Source organism: Clostridium sp. CM74B_53 (genome assembly GCF_036318045.1).
Classification (GTDB): domain Bacteria; phylum Bacillota; class Clostridia; order Lachnospirales; family Lachnospiraceae; genus Pilosibacter.
The window spans coordinates 29,314-48,542 of record NZ_JAWQDE010000001.1 but is presented as its reverse complement, the minus strand read 5'-3'; the positions used below and the strand labels follow the sequence as shown (position 1 = coordinate 48,542).

At 49.6% G+C, this 19,229-nt stretch carries 15 protein-coding genes and 1 riboswitch; of the genes, 13 read left to right on the top strand and 2 right to left on the bottom strand.

All coding sequences use genetic code 11. The features are described 5' to 3' along the window. Window positions 1-21 precede the first annotated feature (21 nt). The 13 genes from V2546_RS00180 (at window position 22) to V2546_RS00120 (ending at window position 17,529) form a co-directional block, all read left to right on the top strand. Window positions 22-708, top strand: coding sequence for an FCD domain-containing protein (locus V2546_RS00180; RefSeq protein WP_329751236.1), 687 nt, complete (start codon window positions 22-24; stop codon window positions 706-708). Window positions 709-1,009: 301 nt separating this feature from the next. Next, entirely contained in the window at window positions 1,010-2,482 is a 1,473-nt protein-coding gene (locus tag V2546_RS00175; protein ID WP_329751235.1) for an NAD(P)/FAD-dependent oxidoreductase, read from the top strand. A 1-nt stretch (window position 2,483) separates the two neighbouring features. Then, window positions 2,484-3,716: an FAD-dependent oxidoreductase gene (locus V2546_RS00170; protein ID WP_329751234.1), complete on the top strand. Its 1,233-nt coding sequence runs from the start codon at window positions 2,484-2,486 to the stop codon at window positions 3,714-3,716. Next, window positions 3,713-4,075: a DUF1667 domain-containing protein gene (locus V2546_RS00165; protein WP_118514855.1), complete on the top strand. Its 363-nt coding sequence runs from the start codon at window positions 3,713-3,715 to the stop codon at window positions 4,073-4,075. Before V2546_RS00170 ends, V2546_RS00165 begins: the two co-directional genes overlap by 4 nt. 197 nt (window positions 4,076-4,272) lie before the next feature. Further along, window positions 4,273-5,193 carry a nucleotidyltransferase family protein gene (locus V2546_RS00160; RefSeq protein ID WP_118530894.1) on the top strand — a complete coding sequence of 307 codons (921 nt, stop codon included), beginning with the start codon at window positions 4,273-4,275 and terminating at the stop codon, window positions 5,191-5,193. A gap of 142 nt (window positions 5,194-5,335) precedes the next feature. Continuing rightward, window positions 5,336-5,716 (top strand): hypothetical protein, encoded by a 381-nt coding sequence (locus V2546_RS00155; protein ID WP_118530892.1) that lies wholly within the window; start codon window positions 5,336-5,338, stop codon window positions 5,714-5,716. Between the two features lie 135 nt (window positions 5,717-5,851). After that, window positions 5,852-8,329, top strand: coding sequence for a hypothetical protein (locus V2546_RS00150; RefSeq protein ID WP_329751233.1), 2,478 nt, complete (start codon window positions 5,852-5,854; stop codon window positions 8,327-8,329). Between the two features lie 120 nt (window positions 8,330-8,449). After that, window positions 8,450-9,742 carry a UDP-N-acetylglucosamine 1-carboxyvinyltransferase gene (gene murA, locus V2546_RS00145; protein ID WP_118530888.1) on the top strand — a complete coding sequence of 431 codons (1,293 nt, stop codon included), beginning with the start codon at window positions 8,450-8,452 and terminating at the stop codon, window positions 9,740-9,742. A 174-nt stretch (window positions 9,743-9,916) separates the two neighbouring features. Continuing rightward, window positions 9,917-10,033, top strand: a riboswitch (SAM riboswitch). 79 nt (window positions 10,034-10,112) lie between these two features. Continuing rightward, a complete protein-coding gene (gene metK, locus V2546_RS00140; RefSeq protein ID WP_118297169.1) occupies window positions 10,113-11,300 on the top strand; it encodes a methionine adenosyltransferase in 1,188 nt (395 codons plus the stop codon). 321 nt (window positions 11,301-11,621) lie between these two features. Further along, complete coding sequence (locus V2546_RS00135) at window positions 11,622-13,100, top strand: sensor histidine kinase (protein WP_118297168.1); 1,479 nt, start codon at window positions 11,622-11,624, stop codon at window positions 13,098-13,100. A gap of 17 nt (window positions 13,101-13,117) precedes the next feature. Continuing rightward, window positions 13,118-13,807, top strand: a complete 690-nt coding sequence (locus V2546_RS00130) for a response regulator transcription factor (RefSeq protein WP_118297167.1) — start codon at window positions 13,118-13,120, stop codon at window positions 13,805-13,807. Between the two features lie 386 nt (window positions 13,808-14,193). Then, complete coding sequence (locus V2546_RS00125; RefSeq protein WP_329751232.1) at window positions 14,194-15,387, top strand: MFS transporter; 1,194 nt, start codon at window positions 14,194-14,196, stop codon at window positions 15,385-15,387. Window positions 15,388-15,846: 459 nt separating this feature from the next. Continuing rightward, on the top strand, window positions 15,847-17,529 hold the full coding sequence (locus V2546_RS00120) for a DEAD/DEAH box helicase (RefSeq protein ID WP_118297165.1): 1,683 nt from the start codon (window positions 15,847-15,849) through the stop codon (window positions 17,527-17,529). Window positions 17,530-17,576: 47 nt separating this feature from the next. Here V2546_RS00120 and rpiB read toward each other — a convergent pair whose 3' ends face one another. After that, window positions 17,577-18,017 carry a ribose 5-phosphate isomerase B gene (gene rpiB / locus V2546_RS00115; RefSeq protein WP_118530885.1) on the bottom strand — a complete coding sequence of 147 codons (441 nt, stop codon included), beginning with the start codon at window positions 18,015-18,017 and terminating at the stop codon, window positions 17,577-17,579. Between the two features lie 77 nt (window positions 18,018-18,094). Next, window positions 18,095-19,225 carry a chorismate synthase gene (gene aroC / locus V2546_RS00110; protein WP_215702673.1) on the bottom strand — a complete coding sequence of 377 codons (1,131 nt, stop codon included), beginning with the start codon at window positions 19,223-19,225 and terminating at the stop codon, window positions 18,095-18,097. Between the last annotated feature and the right edge of the window lie 4 nt (window positions 19,226-19,229).

The following is a 19,229-nucleotide window of genomic DNA, read 5'->3' as shown; positions in this document are numbered from 1 at the left end:
AGGAACAGGAGGCGGGAATTGATGGGTACACAGACGAAAACACTTGCGGAGCAGGTTGCGGACGGAATCATGAATCTGATCCAGGAGACACCATACAAAGCAGGAGACAAGCTTCCGACGGAAAAGGAACTCTGTGAGAGTACGGGAGCAGGAAGAAATACGGTCCGTGAGGCCTTAAAGATCCTTGCATCCAGAAATGTCTTAGAGATCCGTCAGGGAGCAGGAACCTTTGTGTCTGAAAAACAGGGGATCCCGGATGATCCTCTTGGATTTTCAATGGTGAATGATCCCGTTAAGCTTACAAAGGATCTGCTCCAGGTGAGGATCATGCTGGAGCCGCAGATCGCGGCACTTGCGGCCCAGTGTGCAAAGGAGCATGAGATCAAAGAGCTGGAAGAAATTCTGGAAGAGATGGAAGCGGCAATGAAAAAGAGGGAGGATTATTCGGAGCTGGATACGAAATTCCACACGAAGATTGCCCAGTGTACGCATAATATCGTGATGGAAAATCTTCTTCCGGTGATCGGAAAAGGTGTGGCTGTTTTTGCAAGGGAGGTTGCACAGACAGAATATGACCGGACATGGATCTCACACCGAAAGATCTTTTGCTATATCCGGGATCACAAGCCCTTTGAGGCAGAGATGGAGATGCAGTATCATCTCCTGTATAACACGAGCCGGTATGAGGAAGAGCAGAGCGGACTATAAGCGATGACAGTTCTGCGTCTGCCCGGCTGATTGGAGCATGAAAAGTCTTCGAGAATTTGTAGGACAAATTTTCGGAGACTTTTTTATAAAAGGAAAGAGGGATCAAAAAATCCTGCGTGCCGATCCCCTTTGGGATACTGCGAAAAAGCAATGAAAAAATATCAGGGAGATCAAGAAAAGTCCTTGTAAAACGCTGGGATCTGTGGTAAGATTCAAATATGAAATAGGTAGGATGAATTTCAACCTGACCATTAGAGAAAATAATAGCAACGAGATAAAATATCCAAAAAGGAGAAAAGTTATGGGACGATTTGATGTGCTTATCATTGGCGGCGGTGTTGTCGGCAGTGCAATCGCAAGAGAGCTTACAAGATATCAGCTCCGGATCGGTGTGCTGGAAAAGAATCTGGATGTCTGTTATGAGACGAGCGGACGAAATTCCGGAGTGGTCCACGGCGGATTCGCATATGATGTAGGAACACTGAAAGCAAAGCTTTGTGTGGAAGGCAATCAGGGGATGGATGAACTGTCCAGGGAGCTTGGCTTTGTATTCAAACGCTGTGGAAAGGTTCTTGTAGGAAAAACTCCGGAGGACCTGGAGACATTAAAACGGACGATCGTTCAGGGAGAAAAGAATGGAGCAACAAAGCTTCGTCTGTTGAATAAAGAAGAACTTCATGAGCTGGTTCCGACAGCAGTTGGAGAGTTTGCCATGTTCTCAGAAAATTCCGGAATCGTAGATCCCTTTAACTATACGATCGCACTGGCGGAGAATGCAGCTCAGAACGGAGCGGAATATTTCTTCGATCATGAAGTGACAGGAATCAGCCGTGGAACAGGCGAGACAGGAGAAGATCTTTATACGGTAACGACAACGCACGGAACCTTTGAGTCCCGTTGGGTGGTCAACAGTGCCGGACTTGGCTGCGGAAAGATTTCTGATATGCTTGGTATCAAAGGATATCGCGTGATCGGCTCCAAGGGAGATTACATCATTCTGGACCGCAGGACCGGAGAGCTTCTTCCGATGCCGATCTATCCGGTTCCAAGTAATACATATATGGGAATCCATGTTACCAATACGACGGATGGAAATGTAATTATCGGACCGAATGCAGAGATGACAGAGAATTTCACGTACTATGGAGTGCCGCAGGAGAACATGGATTACCTTGCAAAGAGTGCATCTGAGATCTGGCCGTATATTAAAAAGTCAGATTATATCCGCAACTACTCCGGAATCCTGCCGAAGTGGGTGGATGAGAACGGAACGATCCAGGATTTCAAGATCGAGATCCGTCCGGAGCTTGCGCCGCATGCGGTGAACCTTGTAGGAATCGAGTCTCCGGGACTTACGGCAGCAGTTCCGATCGGACGTATGGTGGCACGGATGATGCAGGAATACGAAGCATTTAAGGAAAATCCGGAATTTAACCCGAAACGGGAGGGAATTATCCGGTTTGATGAGCAGGATGACGAGACAAAAGCAAAGCTGATCGCAGAAGATCCGGATTATGGTGAGGTGATCTGCCGCTGTGAGAAGGTAACAAAGGCGGAGATCCTCAAGGCGATCCACAATCCGCTCGGAGTTCATACGATGACAGGAATCAAGTACCGTACAAGATCCATGATGGGTCGTTGTCAGGGCGGTTACTGCCAGATGAGAATTGAAAAAATGATCGAGGATGAGCTCGGTGTGAAGGATACGGATATCCGGTATGCAAGACAGAATTCCTGGATGTTTACCGGAGAAGTGAGAAAGGAGGAACAGTAGGATGGAAACACGTGATGTGGTAATTGTCGGCGGAGGTCCGGCCGGACTTGCGGCAGCCGTAGAGCTTTATAAAAAAGGGATCAGGAATGTTCTGATCGTAGAACGTGAAAAGACCATGGGCGGTATTTTACGTCAGTGTATTCATGACGGTTTCGGTCTGACGAGATTTGGAGAGACCTTAAGCGGACCGGAATATGCACAGAAATTTATTGACGAGGTCATGGAATTAAAGATCCCGTATGTGACCGATACGACTGTTCTTTCTGTATCTCCGGACAAGGTTGTAACCCTTGCTTCTTCGAATGGTTTAAAGAAGATTCAGGCAAAAGCTGTGATCCTCACCATGGGCTGCAGAGAGAGGACAAGAGGTGCATTGGGAATTCCGGGCGAACGTCCAACGGGAGTATTCACAGCAGGTGTTGCACAGGCTTACATCAATCTTTATAATCGCATGGTCGGAAAAGAGGTCGTGATCCTTGGTTCCGGAGATATCGGAATGATCATGGCGAGACGTTTAACCTTAGAGGGCGCTCATGTACAGGCTGTGTTTGAGATCCAGCCGATCCCGAGCGGACTTCCGAGAAACATCGAACAGTGCCTGAATGATTACGGAATCCCGCTGTATCTGAGCCACACGATCACAGACATCCACGGAAATGAGCGTGTGACAGGCGTTACCGTTGCACAGGTGGATGAGCACATGAAGCCGATTCCGGGAACGGAGAAGGAATACAACTGTGATACGGTGATCCTCTCGGTCGGTCTGATCCCGGAAAACGAGCTTTCCATCGATGCCGGTGTTACGCTTGATGCAAGAACAAAGGGTGCGGTGGTCGATGAATATTTCCAGACAGAAAAATCCGGCTTCTTTGCAGCAGGCAATGTCCTCCATGTTCATGATCTGGTAGACTTTGTGTCCATGGAAGCAGAAAAGCTGGCAGACGGTGTTGCGGAATATGTGGAAAACGGCAGTCTGCCGGAGTGCATGATTCCGGTGAAAGCAGCTTCCGGCATCAATCATACGGTGCCGATGAAGGTCAGCGGAAAGAAAGATGTGACGATCTCCATGCGTGTCGGACGGAAGTTTGAAAATTGCACGATCGAGGTCAGACAGGGAGAAAAGGTTCTTGCGAAAAAGCATTTAAAGAAGGCGCTTCCGGCAGAGATGATCCAGATCCCGGTTAAGAAAGAGGCGTTTGAAGGAGAGCAGGAAGTGGAGGTGTGCATCTTATGATTAGAAAAATGACATGTATCGTATGTCCGAATGGCTGTGAGCTTGAGGCGGAGATCGTGGATGGAAAATGCATCTCCGTGAGTGGAAATTTATGCCCGAAGGGAGCTCAGTATGCGGCGCAGGAGGTCGAAGCGCCGAAGCGTACGATCGCAAGCTCCGTGGCTGTGAAAAACGGAGTTCTCCCACTTGTCAGCGTGCGGTTAAACCGTGCGGTGCCGAAGGAGAAGCTGTTTGAGGTGATGGCGGAGATCCGCAAGCTGTCTTTAAATGCACCGGTCCATACCGGTGATCTGATCGTAGAAAATATTTTAGGTCTTGGAAGCGATCTGATCGCGACGAAAAATGTAGAGAAACAGTAGTATAGAAGATTATTTGGAAGAGTCCGGTGGTTCTCTTAGGAAATGCGAAGGAAGCAACTGCTTTTTGGCAGAAATTCCTACGAATTTCTTAAAAGAGTGCAGCCGGACTCTTTGTCTGATTGAAAAGAATCTGAATCTGTGTTATGATACCTCCATATGAGTGTGAAAGAATCTGCAGAAAAAAGGAGGACTGTTACATGAAAAAGACATCTCTTGTCATCATGGCAGCAGGAATTGGAAGCCGTTTTGGCGGCGGAATCAAGCAGCTTGCCCCGGTTGGTCCGAGCGGTGAGATCATTATGGACTATTCGATCCATGACGCTCTGGAAGCGGGTTTTGATAAAATTATTTTTATCATCAGAAAAGATCTGGAGAAAGATTTTAAGGAGATCATCGGAAACAGGATCGAGAAGATCGCTCCGGTCGAGTATGCGTACCAGGAGATGGATGATCTCCCGGAAGGTTTTTCTGTTCCGGAAGGTAGAAAAAAACCGTGGGGAACCGGTCAGGCGATTCTTGCGGCGAGAGATCTGATCAAGGAACCGTTCCTTGTCATCAATGCCGATGACTACTACGGAAAAGAAGGCTTTAAGATCGTCCATGACTATATGGTAAATGAGATGGATGATACGAAGGCTACATTCGATATGTGTATGGCTGGTTTTATCCTCTCCAACACGTTAAGCGAAAATGGTCCGGTGACCCGCGGCGTGTGCACGGTGGATGCCAATGGATATCTCTCCAAGGTCACAGAGACATACGACGTCTACAAAGCGGAAGACGGCATGCATGCGGCTGACCACGATGGCAACCCGGTTATCGTAAAAGAAGACCAGCACGTTTCCATGAATATGTTCGGACTGCCGGCATCTTTCGTAAAAGAACTGGAAAAAGGATTCCCGGAATTCCTCTCCGGCGTGAAAGAGGGGGATCTGAAAGCGGAATACCTTCTCCCAGCGGTGATCGACAGCTGTATTCATAACGGAAAAGGTACAGTCCGCGTCCTTGAGACAAAGGATAAATGGTTTGGTGTGACCTACAAAGAGGACAAACCGGCAGTTGTCGCGTCGATCCAGAAGCTGGTCGATGCGGGTGTTTATCCGAAAAAACTGTTTTAGCCGGTCCGGCGCCGACATGTCAGACTTCATGAAATTGCCGGCTGTGGATCGAAATTATCATAAAATGAGATGGTAGCTTTCCCGCTCCTTTTTGCATATGATAATCCTGTATAGGGATCAGCAAAGGAGCGGGAACGTTTTTATGGAGAAGAGATACCGGGGATACCCCCCGGAAGTGAAAAAAGTGCCCTGGATGCTTTATCGGAGAGAGGAACAGAGCGCAGGACCGGTCCTGACCGGAAATGAGCTCCGGTCGGAGATGGACTATCTGAGAGGACTCTATCCTTCAGCAGCGAAGAGAAAACAGGTTTTGGCCGAGGAGGCGTGTGACCTTTTGGAATACCCCGGGAGTCCGATGTATGACGAATATCCGGACCGGGAATTCTTATACCGGGAACTGTTAAAAGTCAGAGAACGCCACCCGGAGGAGACTATGGGCGGAACAGAAGAACAGGATCTGCTGCAGGTCCTGTTTGTGAATGAGATTTACCGGAGAAGAATTTTAAACAGAGTTGAAAATTGATAACTGTTCAGCAGGTCTGCGCACTTGCTGCGTTGACTGTAATAAAGCACGGGTTTGAAGGTACTGAACAGTTACGGAAATTGAAAAATTCTGCCGACAGGCAGTGACAGATAGACAGAGTGAGGAAACAGTGAGATGAAGACCGGAAAGAAAGTCATGATCCTGCTGCTTGTTTTTGTAGCGGCGGCAGTGGTATATTTTGTACACCCAGTAGGGAAGAAAGAAGAGCACGGAGTCACGGAGTACACGGCGATGGAAAAAGCAAAATTCCCGGTGCTCTATGCGACGATGGGAGAACGGGAGATGGCACCCGTGTTCGGACAGACGGATGAGCGCGGCGTGACCGCAGGGCGTGACAGCCTGATCCTGCTTCCGGAGGACCGGAAACTAAAGATCCGGTTTGCAGGGACTACGAAGATCCAGGGAGTGCGTTATGAAATCCGCAGTCTCGATACGGAGGATCTGATCGAGAGAACGAGAATTGGATCGTTTGAAACGTCATTAAACGGGGACAGTGAGAACGCCTTGAGTACAGAGCTTCCGATCCAGAACCTTCTGGATGCAGGAAAGGAATATCTGCTCGGGGTATGTGCAGAACTCTCTGATGGATCCGAGGCCTGGTACTATATGCGGATCACGGAACAGGACCAGGGACATGCGAATGAGATGCTGTCGCTGGCGGAGGACTTTTCTTCAAAAACTTATAAGTATAGTGATGCCCAGAGTCTGACCATGTATATGGAGACATCCCCGACCGCAGGCAGCACATCCCTGGGGACGGTGACACTGAAGGACACATTTACCCAGCTCACCTGGGGATCGCTCGGTGTGGAGCGGTCCGGAGAGGCATACACGAAGCTGAAGGAACTTTCCGGCAATCTCGCGAATGTGGAGATCACGTCGAGAGTGACGGCGAAAAATGGTGAAAAGACAGAAAACTATGAAGTGACAGAAAACTTCACAATGAAATGGTCATCCCAGAGGATCTACATGATGGATTACGAGCGCACGATGACGGAACTTTTCACCGGAGACACGGAACTGTTCTCCGGAAAGAGGATCCTTCTGGGGATTGGAAACGGTGACGGAGTTCACGCCGTAAAGAGCACAGGTGGCCAGTATACGGCATTTGTGACAGACCGGGAACTGTGGGCTTACGACAGCGGTGAGAACGTGGGGGCGCGGGTGTTCGCGTTCGGCGGAGCAGCGTCCGATGATATCAGGGACAATGTGCCGGAGCATGGCGTCGAGATCCTCGCTGTCGATGAGGACGGCGGGATCGATTTTATCGTTTACGGGAGAATGAACCGCGGAACACATGAAGGAAGCACGGGGATCGCGTACTATCATTATGATATGGGACAGAATGCGCTGGAAGAAAAATTCTTTATTCCATCGTCGGAATCTTATCAGGAGTTAAAAGATGATCTCTCGGTACTTGCCCATCGCGGAACGAATGGAATCTTCTACTTCTATATGGATCACGGGATCTATGGGATCGACTTAAAGAGTCTGGAGTATGTGGCACTTGCCTCCGGACTTACAAAAGAGCAGTTCGCGGTCAGCGCGGACCATTCCCGGGCGGCATGGCAGGAGAATACCGGGATCTGGGATTCACAGACGATCCAGATCATGGACCTCGACACCGGGGACAAGACTCAGGTGGGCGGACAGAGTGGTTCTGTAACGAGGATCCTTGGTTTTGTCGGAAACGACTGCATTTATGGAACCGGGGACAGCGGAGACTATCTGATGTCCAACGGCCGTGTGATGGGGACTTATCTGAACAGCATCGATATCGTTGACCGGGAGATGAAGTCGGTCATGCATTATGAGAAGCCGGGTTCCTGGATTCGTGAGGTGTCTGTGGATGACAGCAGGATCCATATGAAGACTGTGAACAGCCGGGACGGATTTTTCGGAGCATATTCTGAGGACACGCTTGTCTGCAATGCGGAGATCCTTCCAGGAAAGACGGATGATATCGGCTGGTACGCATCAGACCAGAAAGGTCAGATCATGTTTGTACAGCTTGACCGTGATGTCGATGCGTCAAAGAAAAAGATCCGCCAGACATCTCCGAAGCTTGCGGAGAGCAGTTCGACAGTCAAACCGATCGCAGCGGCAGCTTGTAAGACTACGGAATTTTATGCGTATGGACGAGGACGATTCCTCGGACGTTTTGTGGACTTTGCCGATGCGGCGCAGGCAGCATACGATCATATGGGATTCGTGACCGCGGGACGTGACCGGACCATCTGGGTCCGCGGAAACCGCGCGAGCGCCTTCTATATCAGGGATCTCACCGCGGGTTCCGCTCTGCTGGAGCGCTATCGGGATTCCTTTGAGAAGAACCAGACAATGGAAGACGGAACCTTCCTTCTGGATGCGTCGGGCAGCAGTATCGTTCAGGTCCTGTACTTTGTGGGACAGAATATCCCGGTACTGGCGTATACCGGAGAGGGAACCTGCATGTACCTGACCGGCTATGACCAGACGCATGTCCGCGTGTACCATCCGGAAAGCGGGACAACGGAAGTCCTGTCCATGGAGACGGCGAACCAGATGTTCGGCGCAGCGGGGTATGATTTTATCTGCTGTGTACCGGTATAGGGGAGTATCTTAAGAAAAACTTTACATTTTTCCCAGATATGTTATAATCATAACGAAAACGAGCTGGGACGGATGCAGGATAGCTATGTCCTTTTTTAGATATATAGATAGAGGTGCGTAATGGAACAGTACATTATGAAGGGCGGAAACCCGCTTGTAGGTGAAGTGACTATAAGCGGCGCGAAGAATGCGGCTCTGGGAATCTTAGCGGCGGCGATCATGACGGATGACGATGTTGTGATCGATAATCTCCCGGATGTCAGCGATATCAATGCTCTCCTGGATGCGATCAGTCATCTTGGAGCGAAAGTTGACCGGATCGACCGCCATACCGTAAGGATCAATGCCGCAAATATCCACGCCGTGACCGTGGAAGATGAGCATATGAGAAAGATCCGCGCGTCATATTATTTTATCGGCGCGCTTCTCGGAAAATATAAGAGTGCAGAAGTTCCGCTTCCGGGCGGATGTACGATCGGAAGCCGTCCGATCGACCAGCATTTAAAGGGTTTCCGTGCCCTGGGATCCGATGTGAAAATCGTCCGCGGAGCAGTTGTAGCCCACGCGATCGATCTTGTCGCAAGCCATATCTACCTTGATGTGGTTTCTGTCGGAGCAACCATCAATATCATGATGGCGGCAACGATGGCCGAGGGCGAGACGATTCTTGAGAACGTTGCAAAAGAGCCGCATGTCGTTGATGTTGCGAACTTCTTAAACAGCATGGGTGCGAACATCAAAGGCGCAGGTACGGATGTGATCAGGATCAAAGGAGTGAGACGTCTTCACGGAACAAATTATTCGATCATCCCGGATCAGATCGAGGCCGGAACCTTCATGTGTGCGGCGGCGATTACCCGCGGTGATATCACCGTAAAGAATGTGATCCCGAAACATCTGGAGGCAATCTCCGCAAAACTGATGGAAATGGGCTGTGAAGTGGTCGAGTTCGATGAGGAGATCCGCGTAGTCGGAAAACCGAAACAGCGCCACATGAACTTTAAGACTCTGCCGTACCCGGGATTCCCGACCGATATGCAGCCGCAGATGACGGTGGCACTTGCTCTGGCGGACGGAACAAGCGTGGTGACAGAGAGTATTTTTGAGAACCGCTTCAAATATGTGGATGAGCTTTCCCGCATGGGAGCAAACATCAAGGTAGAAGGCAGTGTTGCCATTGTTGACGGTGTCACAAACTTCACAGGTGCCCAGGTCGTCGCACCGGATCTCCGCGCGGGCGCAGCTCTTGTGCTTGCAGGACTGGCTGCAGACGGATATACGACTGTTGATGAGATCGGCTATGTCGAGCGCGGATACGAAAATTTTGAAGAGAAACTTCGTTCTCTCGGTGCTGTGATCGAGCGTGTAGATTCCGAGAAGGAAGCACAGAAATTCAGACTGAGAGTCGGCTGAGAATAAAGAAACGGTCCGAAACCCCGGAATTTATGGGAATTTTTTCCGATTTTCCAGGTTTTCGGGCTTTTTTTATGATTCCCGCTTGACATTCTGTTCTGAATCGTATAAGATACAGTCCGTGAGTCATTCATGGGATGGCTTACGGCCATAATGTGAAAAAGTTCGCAATATCCCTTATTCAGAGTGATGGAGGTACATAGGACCGGTGAAGTCACGGCAACCCCTGTTAATCGCGTTCGCGAGAGGGCAGGAAGGTGCCAACCTGAGCGAGTAATCGAGCAATAAGAGGATTTGACCGATGATAAGTTTGTCAAGTCCGCTTAGCATGAGCGGACTTTTGTTTTGTTTAAAATCGAAAGGAGTTACAATGGAAAAGAGATTATTTACTTCCGAGTCCGTAACTGAAGGACATCCGGATAAGATGTGCGACGCGATCTCCGATGCGATCCTCGACGCTTTAATGGAGCAGGATCCGATGAGCCGTGTTGCGTGTGAGACATGCACAACAACAGGTCTTGTTATGGTAATGGGTGAGATCACAACAAAGGCATACGTGGATATCCAGAAGATCGTCCGTGAGACAGTCCGCGAGATCGGCTATGACCGTGCAAAATATGGTTTTGACTGCGATACCTGCGGTGTTCTCACTGCGATCGATGAGCAGTCTACCGATATCGCGATGGGAGTTGACAAGGCACTCGAGGCCAAAGAGAACAACATGACCGATGACGAGTTAGACGCGATCGGCGCCGGTGACCAGGGTATGATGTTCGGCTTCGCTACAAACGAGACACCGGAGTACATGCCGTACCCGATCGCTCTTGCACATAAGCTTGCAAGACGTCTCACAGAGGTAAGAAAGAACGGAACTCTTCCGTACTTAAGACCGGATGGAAAGACCCAGGTTACTGTTGAGTACGATGAGAACGGAAAGCCGTTCCGCCTCGATGCAGTCGTTCTCTCCACACAGCATGATGAGAATGTGACTCAGGAGCAGATCCATGAGGATATCAAAAAATATGTATTCGATGAGATCCTTCCGCAGGAGATGGTAGATGCAGATACCAAATTCTTCATCAACCCGACCGGACGTTTCGTGATCGGCGGACCGCACGGAGACAGTGGACTTACAGGAAGAAAGATCATCGTTGACACCTACGGCGGATATGCACGTCACGGCGGCGGAGCTTTCTCCGGAAAGGACTGCACAAAGGTAGACCGTTCCGCAGCATACGCAGCCCGTTATGTTGCAAAGAACATTGTAGCAGCAGGACTTGCAGATCAGTGTGAGATCCAGCTTTCCTATGCGATCGGTGTTGCTCATCCGACTTCCATCATGGTCGAGACAGAGGGAACCGGAAAGGTATCCGACGAGAAGTTAGTTGAGATCATCCGTGACAACTTTGACCTTCGCCCGGCAGGAATCATCAAGATGCTTGATCTCCGCCGTCCGATCTACAAGCAGACCGCAGCATACGGTCACTTCGGAAGAACCGATGTAGATCTTCCGTGGGAGAAGCTCGACAAGGTTGAGGATTTAAAGAAATATCTGTAGGATAAAAGAACAGAAAGATCATGGACATATATCATGAAAATGATCGGAAGCAGCGGCACAGTCCCCGGGGTGTTCGGGAAACTGTGCCGTTGTTTCTATATTACGCGAACAATGAGCCAAAGTCCACACTTGCGTAAGACTCTGGCGACTGTCGCAATAACAACGTGCAGATTCCACATTTTAGAATACTTTTATAAACACCACCCCTGAGTTGTGTTATACTTATCATATGTCGGTTTTCTGTATACAGACAGGAGTCCTGACAGCTGATGAATGACCGGAAGACCGGATGAAAAATAAGAAGGGAGCGCGCGGACGCTCATGAAAATACGAACAAAATTACTGGTAACCTTTTGTACGATCACGGTGGTGCCGATCATCCTGATCTATATCGCGATCATGGGACTCAGCACATATCAGAACCGGGTATTCAGTGAGACATATGGAGTCGGCCAGGTGGATCTCTCGGCAGGCGCGTCGATCCGCGTGTTCAGCCATCTGACAGAGAGTATCCAGAAAGAGATCGAGGAGGAGATCAAAAATGATCCGTCTGACTTCGAGGACCTGACTTATCTGGCAACGCTGAATGACCAGATGAAATTAAAGCATTCCTTTTTGATGGTGACAAAGAATGGAAAACTCTTCTATTCGGGAAATGAGGAAGCGGCATCGGCGCTCGAGAGCCAGATCTCGGATTATGCGGAGATCAATGATGTGGATTCGTGGGGAAATTATCTGGATAAGAATACGGAACACCTGATCAAACAGCGTGAATTTGAACTTTCGGATGGATGCCGGATCGGGATCTATCTCGTGACAAACGTGGTGGATGTGATCCCGGAGGTAAAATCCCTGATCACGGAGATGTTCCTCAGCAGTGCGATGATCCTTTTTATCACCGGAGGTATGCTGACGGCGTGGGTATACCGGTCGATCTTATGGCCGATCGGAAAGCTCCAGGAGGCGACAAAACAGATCCGTGACGGCAATCTGGACTTTACTCTTGACGTTGAGGATGATGATGAGATCGGGCAGCTCTGCCAGAACTTTGAGGAGATGAGGATCCGGCTGAAGGAATCCACGGAGGAGAAGATCCAGTACGACAAAGAGAGCAAGGAACTGATCAGCAACATCTCCCACGACTTAAAGACCCCGATCACAGCGATCAAGGGATACGCGGAAGGACTGATGGAAGGTGTCGCGTCCTCGCCGGAGAAACGGGACAAATATATCCGGACGATCTACAATAAGGCGAATGATATGGACCGTCTGATCAATGAGCTGACATTCTACTCAAAGATCGACACAAATAAGATCCCGTACACATTTTCAAAGATCAATGTGGCAAACTATTTCCGTGACTGTGTGGAGGAAGTCGGCCTGGAGCTTGAAGCGAGAGGAATCGAGCTCGGCTACTTTAACTTTGTGGATGAGGACGTGATGGTGATCGCCGACGCGGAGCAGATGAAGCGTGTGATCAACAACATCATCGGAAATTCATTGAAATATATGGACAAAAAGCATGGGATCATCAATATCCGGATCCTTGATGTCGGTGATTTTGTCCAGATCGAGATCGAGGATAATGGAAAGGGGATCGGCCAGAAGGAGCTTCCGTACATCTTTGACAGGTTCTACCGGACTGATTCTTCGAGAAATTCCAGCAAGGGCGGAAGCGGCATCGGACTTTCCATCGTAAAGAAGATCATCGAGGATCACGGCGGAAAGATCTGGGCGACGAGCAAGGAAGGGATCGGAACAGAGATCCATTTTGTGCTGAGAAAGACGACAGCAGATTAATAGGAGGAAACAACAATATGAGCAAAATTCTGATCGTGGAAGATGAGGAAAGTATTGCAGAGCTCGAGAAAGACTATCTGGAATTATCGGGCTTTGAAGTTGAAATAGAAAATGATGGGGAAGCAGGCTTAAAGAGAGCCATGTCGGAAGAATTTGATCTTTTTATCCTGGATCTGATGCTTCCGGGCGTTGATGGATTTGAAATCTGCAAAAAGATCAGGGAGACAAAAAACACCCCGATCATCATGATCTCCGCGAAAAAAGACGATATCGACAAGATCCGCGGTCTCGGCCTCGGCGCGGATGATTATATCACCAAGCCGTTCAGCCCGAGTGAGATGGTAGCGAGAGTCAAAGCCCATCTTTCCCGTTACGAGAGACTGATCGGAAGCGGAACCCCGGCAAACGACATTATTGAGATCCGTGGCTTAAAGATCGATAAGACCGCCCGCCGCGTCTATGTAAACGGCGAGGAGAAGAACTTTACGACAAAGGAATTCGACCTTCTGGCGTTCCTCGCCCAGAACCCGAATCATGTATTTACAAAGGAAGAACTCTTCTCAAAGATCTGGGATATGGAATCCATCGGCGATATTGCGACCGTCACAGTCCATATTAAGAAGATCCGTGAAAAGATCGAGATGAATACGGCAAAACCGCAGTATATCGAGACGATCTGGGGAGTCGGCTACCGGTTTAAAGTCTGATCTGCAGGAGACGAAGATGGGCAGAAGAAAACTTTTAGAAAAGATGCCGTGAAATCCCGCTCAGACGCATGGGAAACATGATATGTGAGAAGATACCTCTGAAGCAGACTGGTTGAAAAAACAGATCTGCTTCAGAGGTATTTTTTATTTAACAGCAGTGGTCACCGCGATGTTTTGCGCTTGACATTTCGACTGTATCCGTTTAAACTTGAATTATGCGAATTTTCTGTAAAAAGTGAAGTAAATGCAGAAAAGATAGAACAGTTCTTGATGGATAAACGCATCCGGATTGCAATATGGCTCTGTGTGCCATGATGCAGGCAATGTTGCCGACTGGAAATGCCTGCCCGGCAGAAATTGAATAAAGACAAAGGAAGACACCGCCTATGAAGTACAAAATGAGATTTTTCGCCTTTTTCGCCGCCATGGTCGTATTCAACCTGGCAGCGAACTTTGCCCATCCGGTAACGCCGACGGTGATCCAGGAACTCCACCTCCACGACTATATGTTTGGCGTGGCGCTGGCAGTCATGCTGATCACGAATTTCCTGCTGTCGCCGTTCTGGGGAAAGATCAATAACTATATTTCCTCGAGACTTTCCTTATTGATCTGCTGTCTTGGATACGGCGTGGCACAGATCTGGTTCGCCTACGCGACTACGGAACTCATGATCATCCTCGCGAGAATGTTCGCGGGACTCTTTACCGGTGGGATCTTTGTAAGCTTCCTGACTTACATCGTAAACAAGTCAAACCCGGAAGACCAGGGAAAATATCTGACTTACAGCGCGACGATCAAGAGTGTGGCCAGCGCGTTCGGCTATATGATCGGCGGCTTCTTAGGCGAGTCTTCCGTTCGGCTGGCATTCCTGGTGCAGGCGGGAACCCTGATCGCGGTCGCAGTTGCGTTCTTTATGATCTGCGAGCCGGACAGTACCGCAAATTTAAAGGATATTCCGGCAAAACAGCTCATGAAAGAGGCAAATCCGTTCCAGGCGTTCATCGACAGCAAAAACTTTATGTGCATGGCGTTTATGTTCCTGTTCGCGATCAATATCTTTATCAACTTCGGAAATACCGGTTTTGACCAGGCTTTCAACTATTACTTAAAGGCACAGCTTGGTCTGACTTCCTCCTACAACGGAATTATCAAGGCAGGCGTTGGTTTCGTATCCTTTATCGCAAATATGAGTCTCTGCATCTGGATCATCAAGAAGACGAATGTCAAAAAGTCCATGGTCGTCCTCACCGCCTTCTGTGCGCTGGCGGCGATCGGAACGTTGATCTCCGTGAATATCGGAATCTTCATCTTCTTCAGCATCCTTGTCTATGCGGGTTACTCCGTCAGCGTCCCGGTCCTCCAGAACATGGTGGCGAATCAGGCGGATCCGAAACAGAAAAACCTTGTCATGGGATTCTTCAACGCGACCCAGTCCCTGGGAAGTATCGCGGGTTCCCTGACAGCCGGATTTATCTATTCTGTAAATGCAAAGCTTCCGTTTGCATGCACCTTCGTGATCTACTCGGTTGGCGTTGCGGCGGCGTTCGGATATCTGTGCTACCATAAAAAAGAGGTGTAGAGGATGTTCATTTACCGTGTATAGCGGAAAGAATCATACACGGTTATAAAAAGAATCATTTTATGACATGATACAGGCAGTTGTTCAGATTATTTCACGTATGACCGAAACACTGCAAATCAGGCAGTTTCCCCGGAAAACATGGCGTCAAAAACATGTTTTCCGGGGTTTTCTGTTTCCTTGCAGGCTTTTGCTTGACTTTTTTCTTTCTATGTTATAAGATATTTTACATTTGCACCCCGCACGGCTGGAAATCAAAAGGCAGCCGTCAGCATTGTATATAGAATTCTGTGACCGGTATGGAAATCCGGGAATCCGGGTGAATCGTTATAGAAAAGTAAGGAAGAAATATCGGGACTTTTCACGGGCAGGAATTTTCTGAATGGAAAATTCCATATGATACTAGGAATATATCCGAGGCATGGAATCGTTATGCAGACAAAACAGAAAGGATATTGAATGGAAACAATCAGATTTGATGAACTTAATTTAGACCCGCGGATCCTCCGCGCAGTTACCGATATGGGATTTGAGGCAGCGTCCCCGATCCAGGCCCAGGCGATCCCGGTTGAGATGGAAGGCCACGATATGATCGGTCAGGCCCAGACAGGAACCGGTAAGACAGCAGCGTTTGGAATCCCGCTTCTTATGAAGATGGATCCGGAAAACAGAAAGACACAGGCAATGATCCTCTGCCCGACAAGAGAACTTGCGATTCAGGTAGCGGAAGAACTTCGCCGTCTTGCGAAATATATGTCCGGGATCAAGATCCTCCCGGTATACGGCGGACAGGAAATCGTAAAGCAGATCCGTTCCTTAAAGGGCGGAGTCCAGATCATCGTCGGAACCCCGGGACGTGTGATGGACCACATGAGAAGAAAGACGATCCGCACCGATGCGATCCACACGGTCGTTCTCGATGAGGCGGATGAGATGTTAAACATGGGATTCCTTGAGGACATGGAGACGATCCTCGGTGAACTTCCGGAGGAGCGCCAGACCGTGATGTTCTCCGCGACGATGCCGCACGCGATCGCCCAGATTGCCCAGAAGTTCCAGAAAGACCCGAAGATGGTCCAGGTCGTAAAGAAGGAACTGACGGTTCCGAAGGTAACCCAGTATTATTATGAAGTAAAACCGAGAAACAAAGTGGAAGTAATGTGCCGTCTGTTGGACCTCTATTCCCCGAAGCTCTCTGTTGCATTCTGCAACACGAAAAAGCAGGTAGATGAGCTGGTACAGGCGCTTCAGGGACGCGGATATTTCGCGGAAGGTCTTCACGGAGACTTAAAGCAGGAGCAGCGAGACCGCGTTATGAGCAGCTTCCGGAACGGAGCGACCGAGATTCTTGTTGCAACGGATGTCGCTGCACGAGGAATCGACGTGGACGACGTGGAAGCGGTATTCAACTACGATATCCCGCAGGATGACGAGTATTATGTACACAGAATCGGGCGTACCGGACGTGCCGGAAGAGAGGGACGTGCGTTCAGCCTTGCAGTCGGAAGCGAAGTCTACAAACTCCGTGACATCCAGAGATTCTGTAAGACAAAGATCGTTCCGCAGCCGATTCCGTCCTTAGATGACGTCACAGCGATCAAGGCGGAGAAAATCTTGGACGATGTACAGCAGCATATCGGTGAGGACAGCGACCTCGAGCGCATGACAGATATTATCGAAAAGCGCCTGCTCGCGGAGGATTATACTTCCTTAGAGCTCGCAGCAGCGTTCTTAAAGATGGCGATGGGAGATGACTACGAGGATATCGTGGATGAGGGAAGACCGCTCCGCGACCTTGATGATCTCGACCGCCGCGGCGGCAGAAATGACCGCGGAAGAAACGGACGCAGACGCGGCAGAGGCGATGACGAGGAATATGTGGACAGAAAGAATGCTAGAGGCGGCATGACGAGACTGTTCATCAACCTCGGAAAGAACCAGAATGTGAAGCCGGGAGACATTTTAGGCGCGATCGCCGGAGAATCCGGAATCCCGGGCCGTCTTGTCGGCAGCATCGATATGTACGACAAATACACCTTCGTCGAAGTACCGAAGGACCAGGCCGATATCGTCATGGATGCGATGAACCATGTGAAGATCAAAGGTAAGAGCGTTCATGTGGAGAAGGCGAACAGAAGATAAAACAAAACCCCCGAAGTCTGGTACACTTCGGGGGTTTTTATCGTCAATTACTTATTCTCAATATCCATGATCATATCCACACGTCTCTGGTGGCGGCCGCCCTCAAAGCTTGCGTTCAGCCACTCGTCAACGATCATCTTTGCGAGCTCACTTCCGACAACGCGTGCACCAAACGCGAGAATGTTGGAGTTGTTATGCATTCTGGAAAGCTTTGCGGTGTACGGCTCGCTGCAGACACATGCGCGGATGCCTTTTACCTTGTTGGCAGCTAAAGAGATGCCGACGCCGGTTCCGCAGATGGCAATTCCGAGATCTGCTTCGCCGTCAGCGACTGCGCGGCCAACCTTCTCACCGTATACCGGGTAATCACAGCTCTCTGTGGAGTCTGTTCCGAGGTTTAATACTTCGTAGCCATTGCTCTCGAGGTGCTCCTTGATGATGTTTTTCAGCTCTACAGCTGAGTGGTCGTTAGCGATTGCGATTTTCATTTCTTTCTTCTCCTGTTATTTACTATTATTCCATGAACAGAGAGCAGACTCTCTGCCATGTGGGAATCGGATCAATATTACTGTTCCGGTGAATCATCGACATTCTCCACCTGGAAGAACATCTGGATCAGGTCAAGTCTGGAAGTCATGGACATTAAGAGCATATCCATCGCGGTGATCGCAGCCATAGATTCGACTACAACAACAGCTCTCGGAACAACCACCGGGTCGTGACGACCGTGGATCACGAGATCGATATTCTCGCCGTCCTTTGTCACTGTCTCCTGGGATTTTGCGATCGATGGAGTCGGCTTGAATGCGGCGCGGAAGATCACATCACTTCCGTCGCTGATGCCGCCGAGAACGCCGCCGGCATGGTTCGTCTCCTTCACGATCTTATCTCCATCCATACGGAATTCATCGTTATTTTCCGATCCGCACGCTTTCGTCGCGGCAAATCCGTCTCCGATCTCAAAACCTTTGACAGCACCGATCGAGAGGATCGCTTTTGCGAGGTTGGCATCCAGCTTTTCGAAGACCGGCTCACCGAGACCGGTCGGAAGACCGGAGATCACACACTCAACGACTCCGCCGACGGAGTCACATTCTGCGATCTTCTGGTCAAGATAGTGCTCCGCCTCCTTTGCGGAGTCCGCATCCGGGAGACAGAACCGGTTATTCGGGATCTCTGAAAGGTCCATGCGCTCCGGGGATACCTCAACCGGACCGATCGATTTCGCATAGGCAGTCACAGAGATATTTAACTGTTTTAAGAACTTTTCAGCGATCGCACCCGCCGCAACACGGCCGATCGTCTCACGGGCGGAGGAACGTCCGCCGCCGCGGTAATCGCGGAATCCGTATTTTTCCTCAAACGTGTAGTCGGCATGTCCCGGGCGGAAACAGGAAGCGATATTGGAGTAGTCTTTGGAACGCTGGTCTGTGTTCCGCACGATCATGGAGATCGGGGTTCCGGTTGTCTTTCCCTCGAAAACGCCAGAGAGGATCTCGACCTCATCTCCCTCTTTTCGCTGGGTCGTAAAGCGGCTCTGTCCCGGTTTCCTTCGGTCTAAAAGTTTCTGGATATCGGATTCCTCTAAAGGAAGTCCCGCCGGGCAGCCGTCAACGACAACGCCGATGGCTTTTCCGTGGGATTCTCCCCAGGTTGTTACTTTAAATATTGTGCCGATGGTAGAACCTGCTGCCATGTTA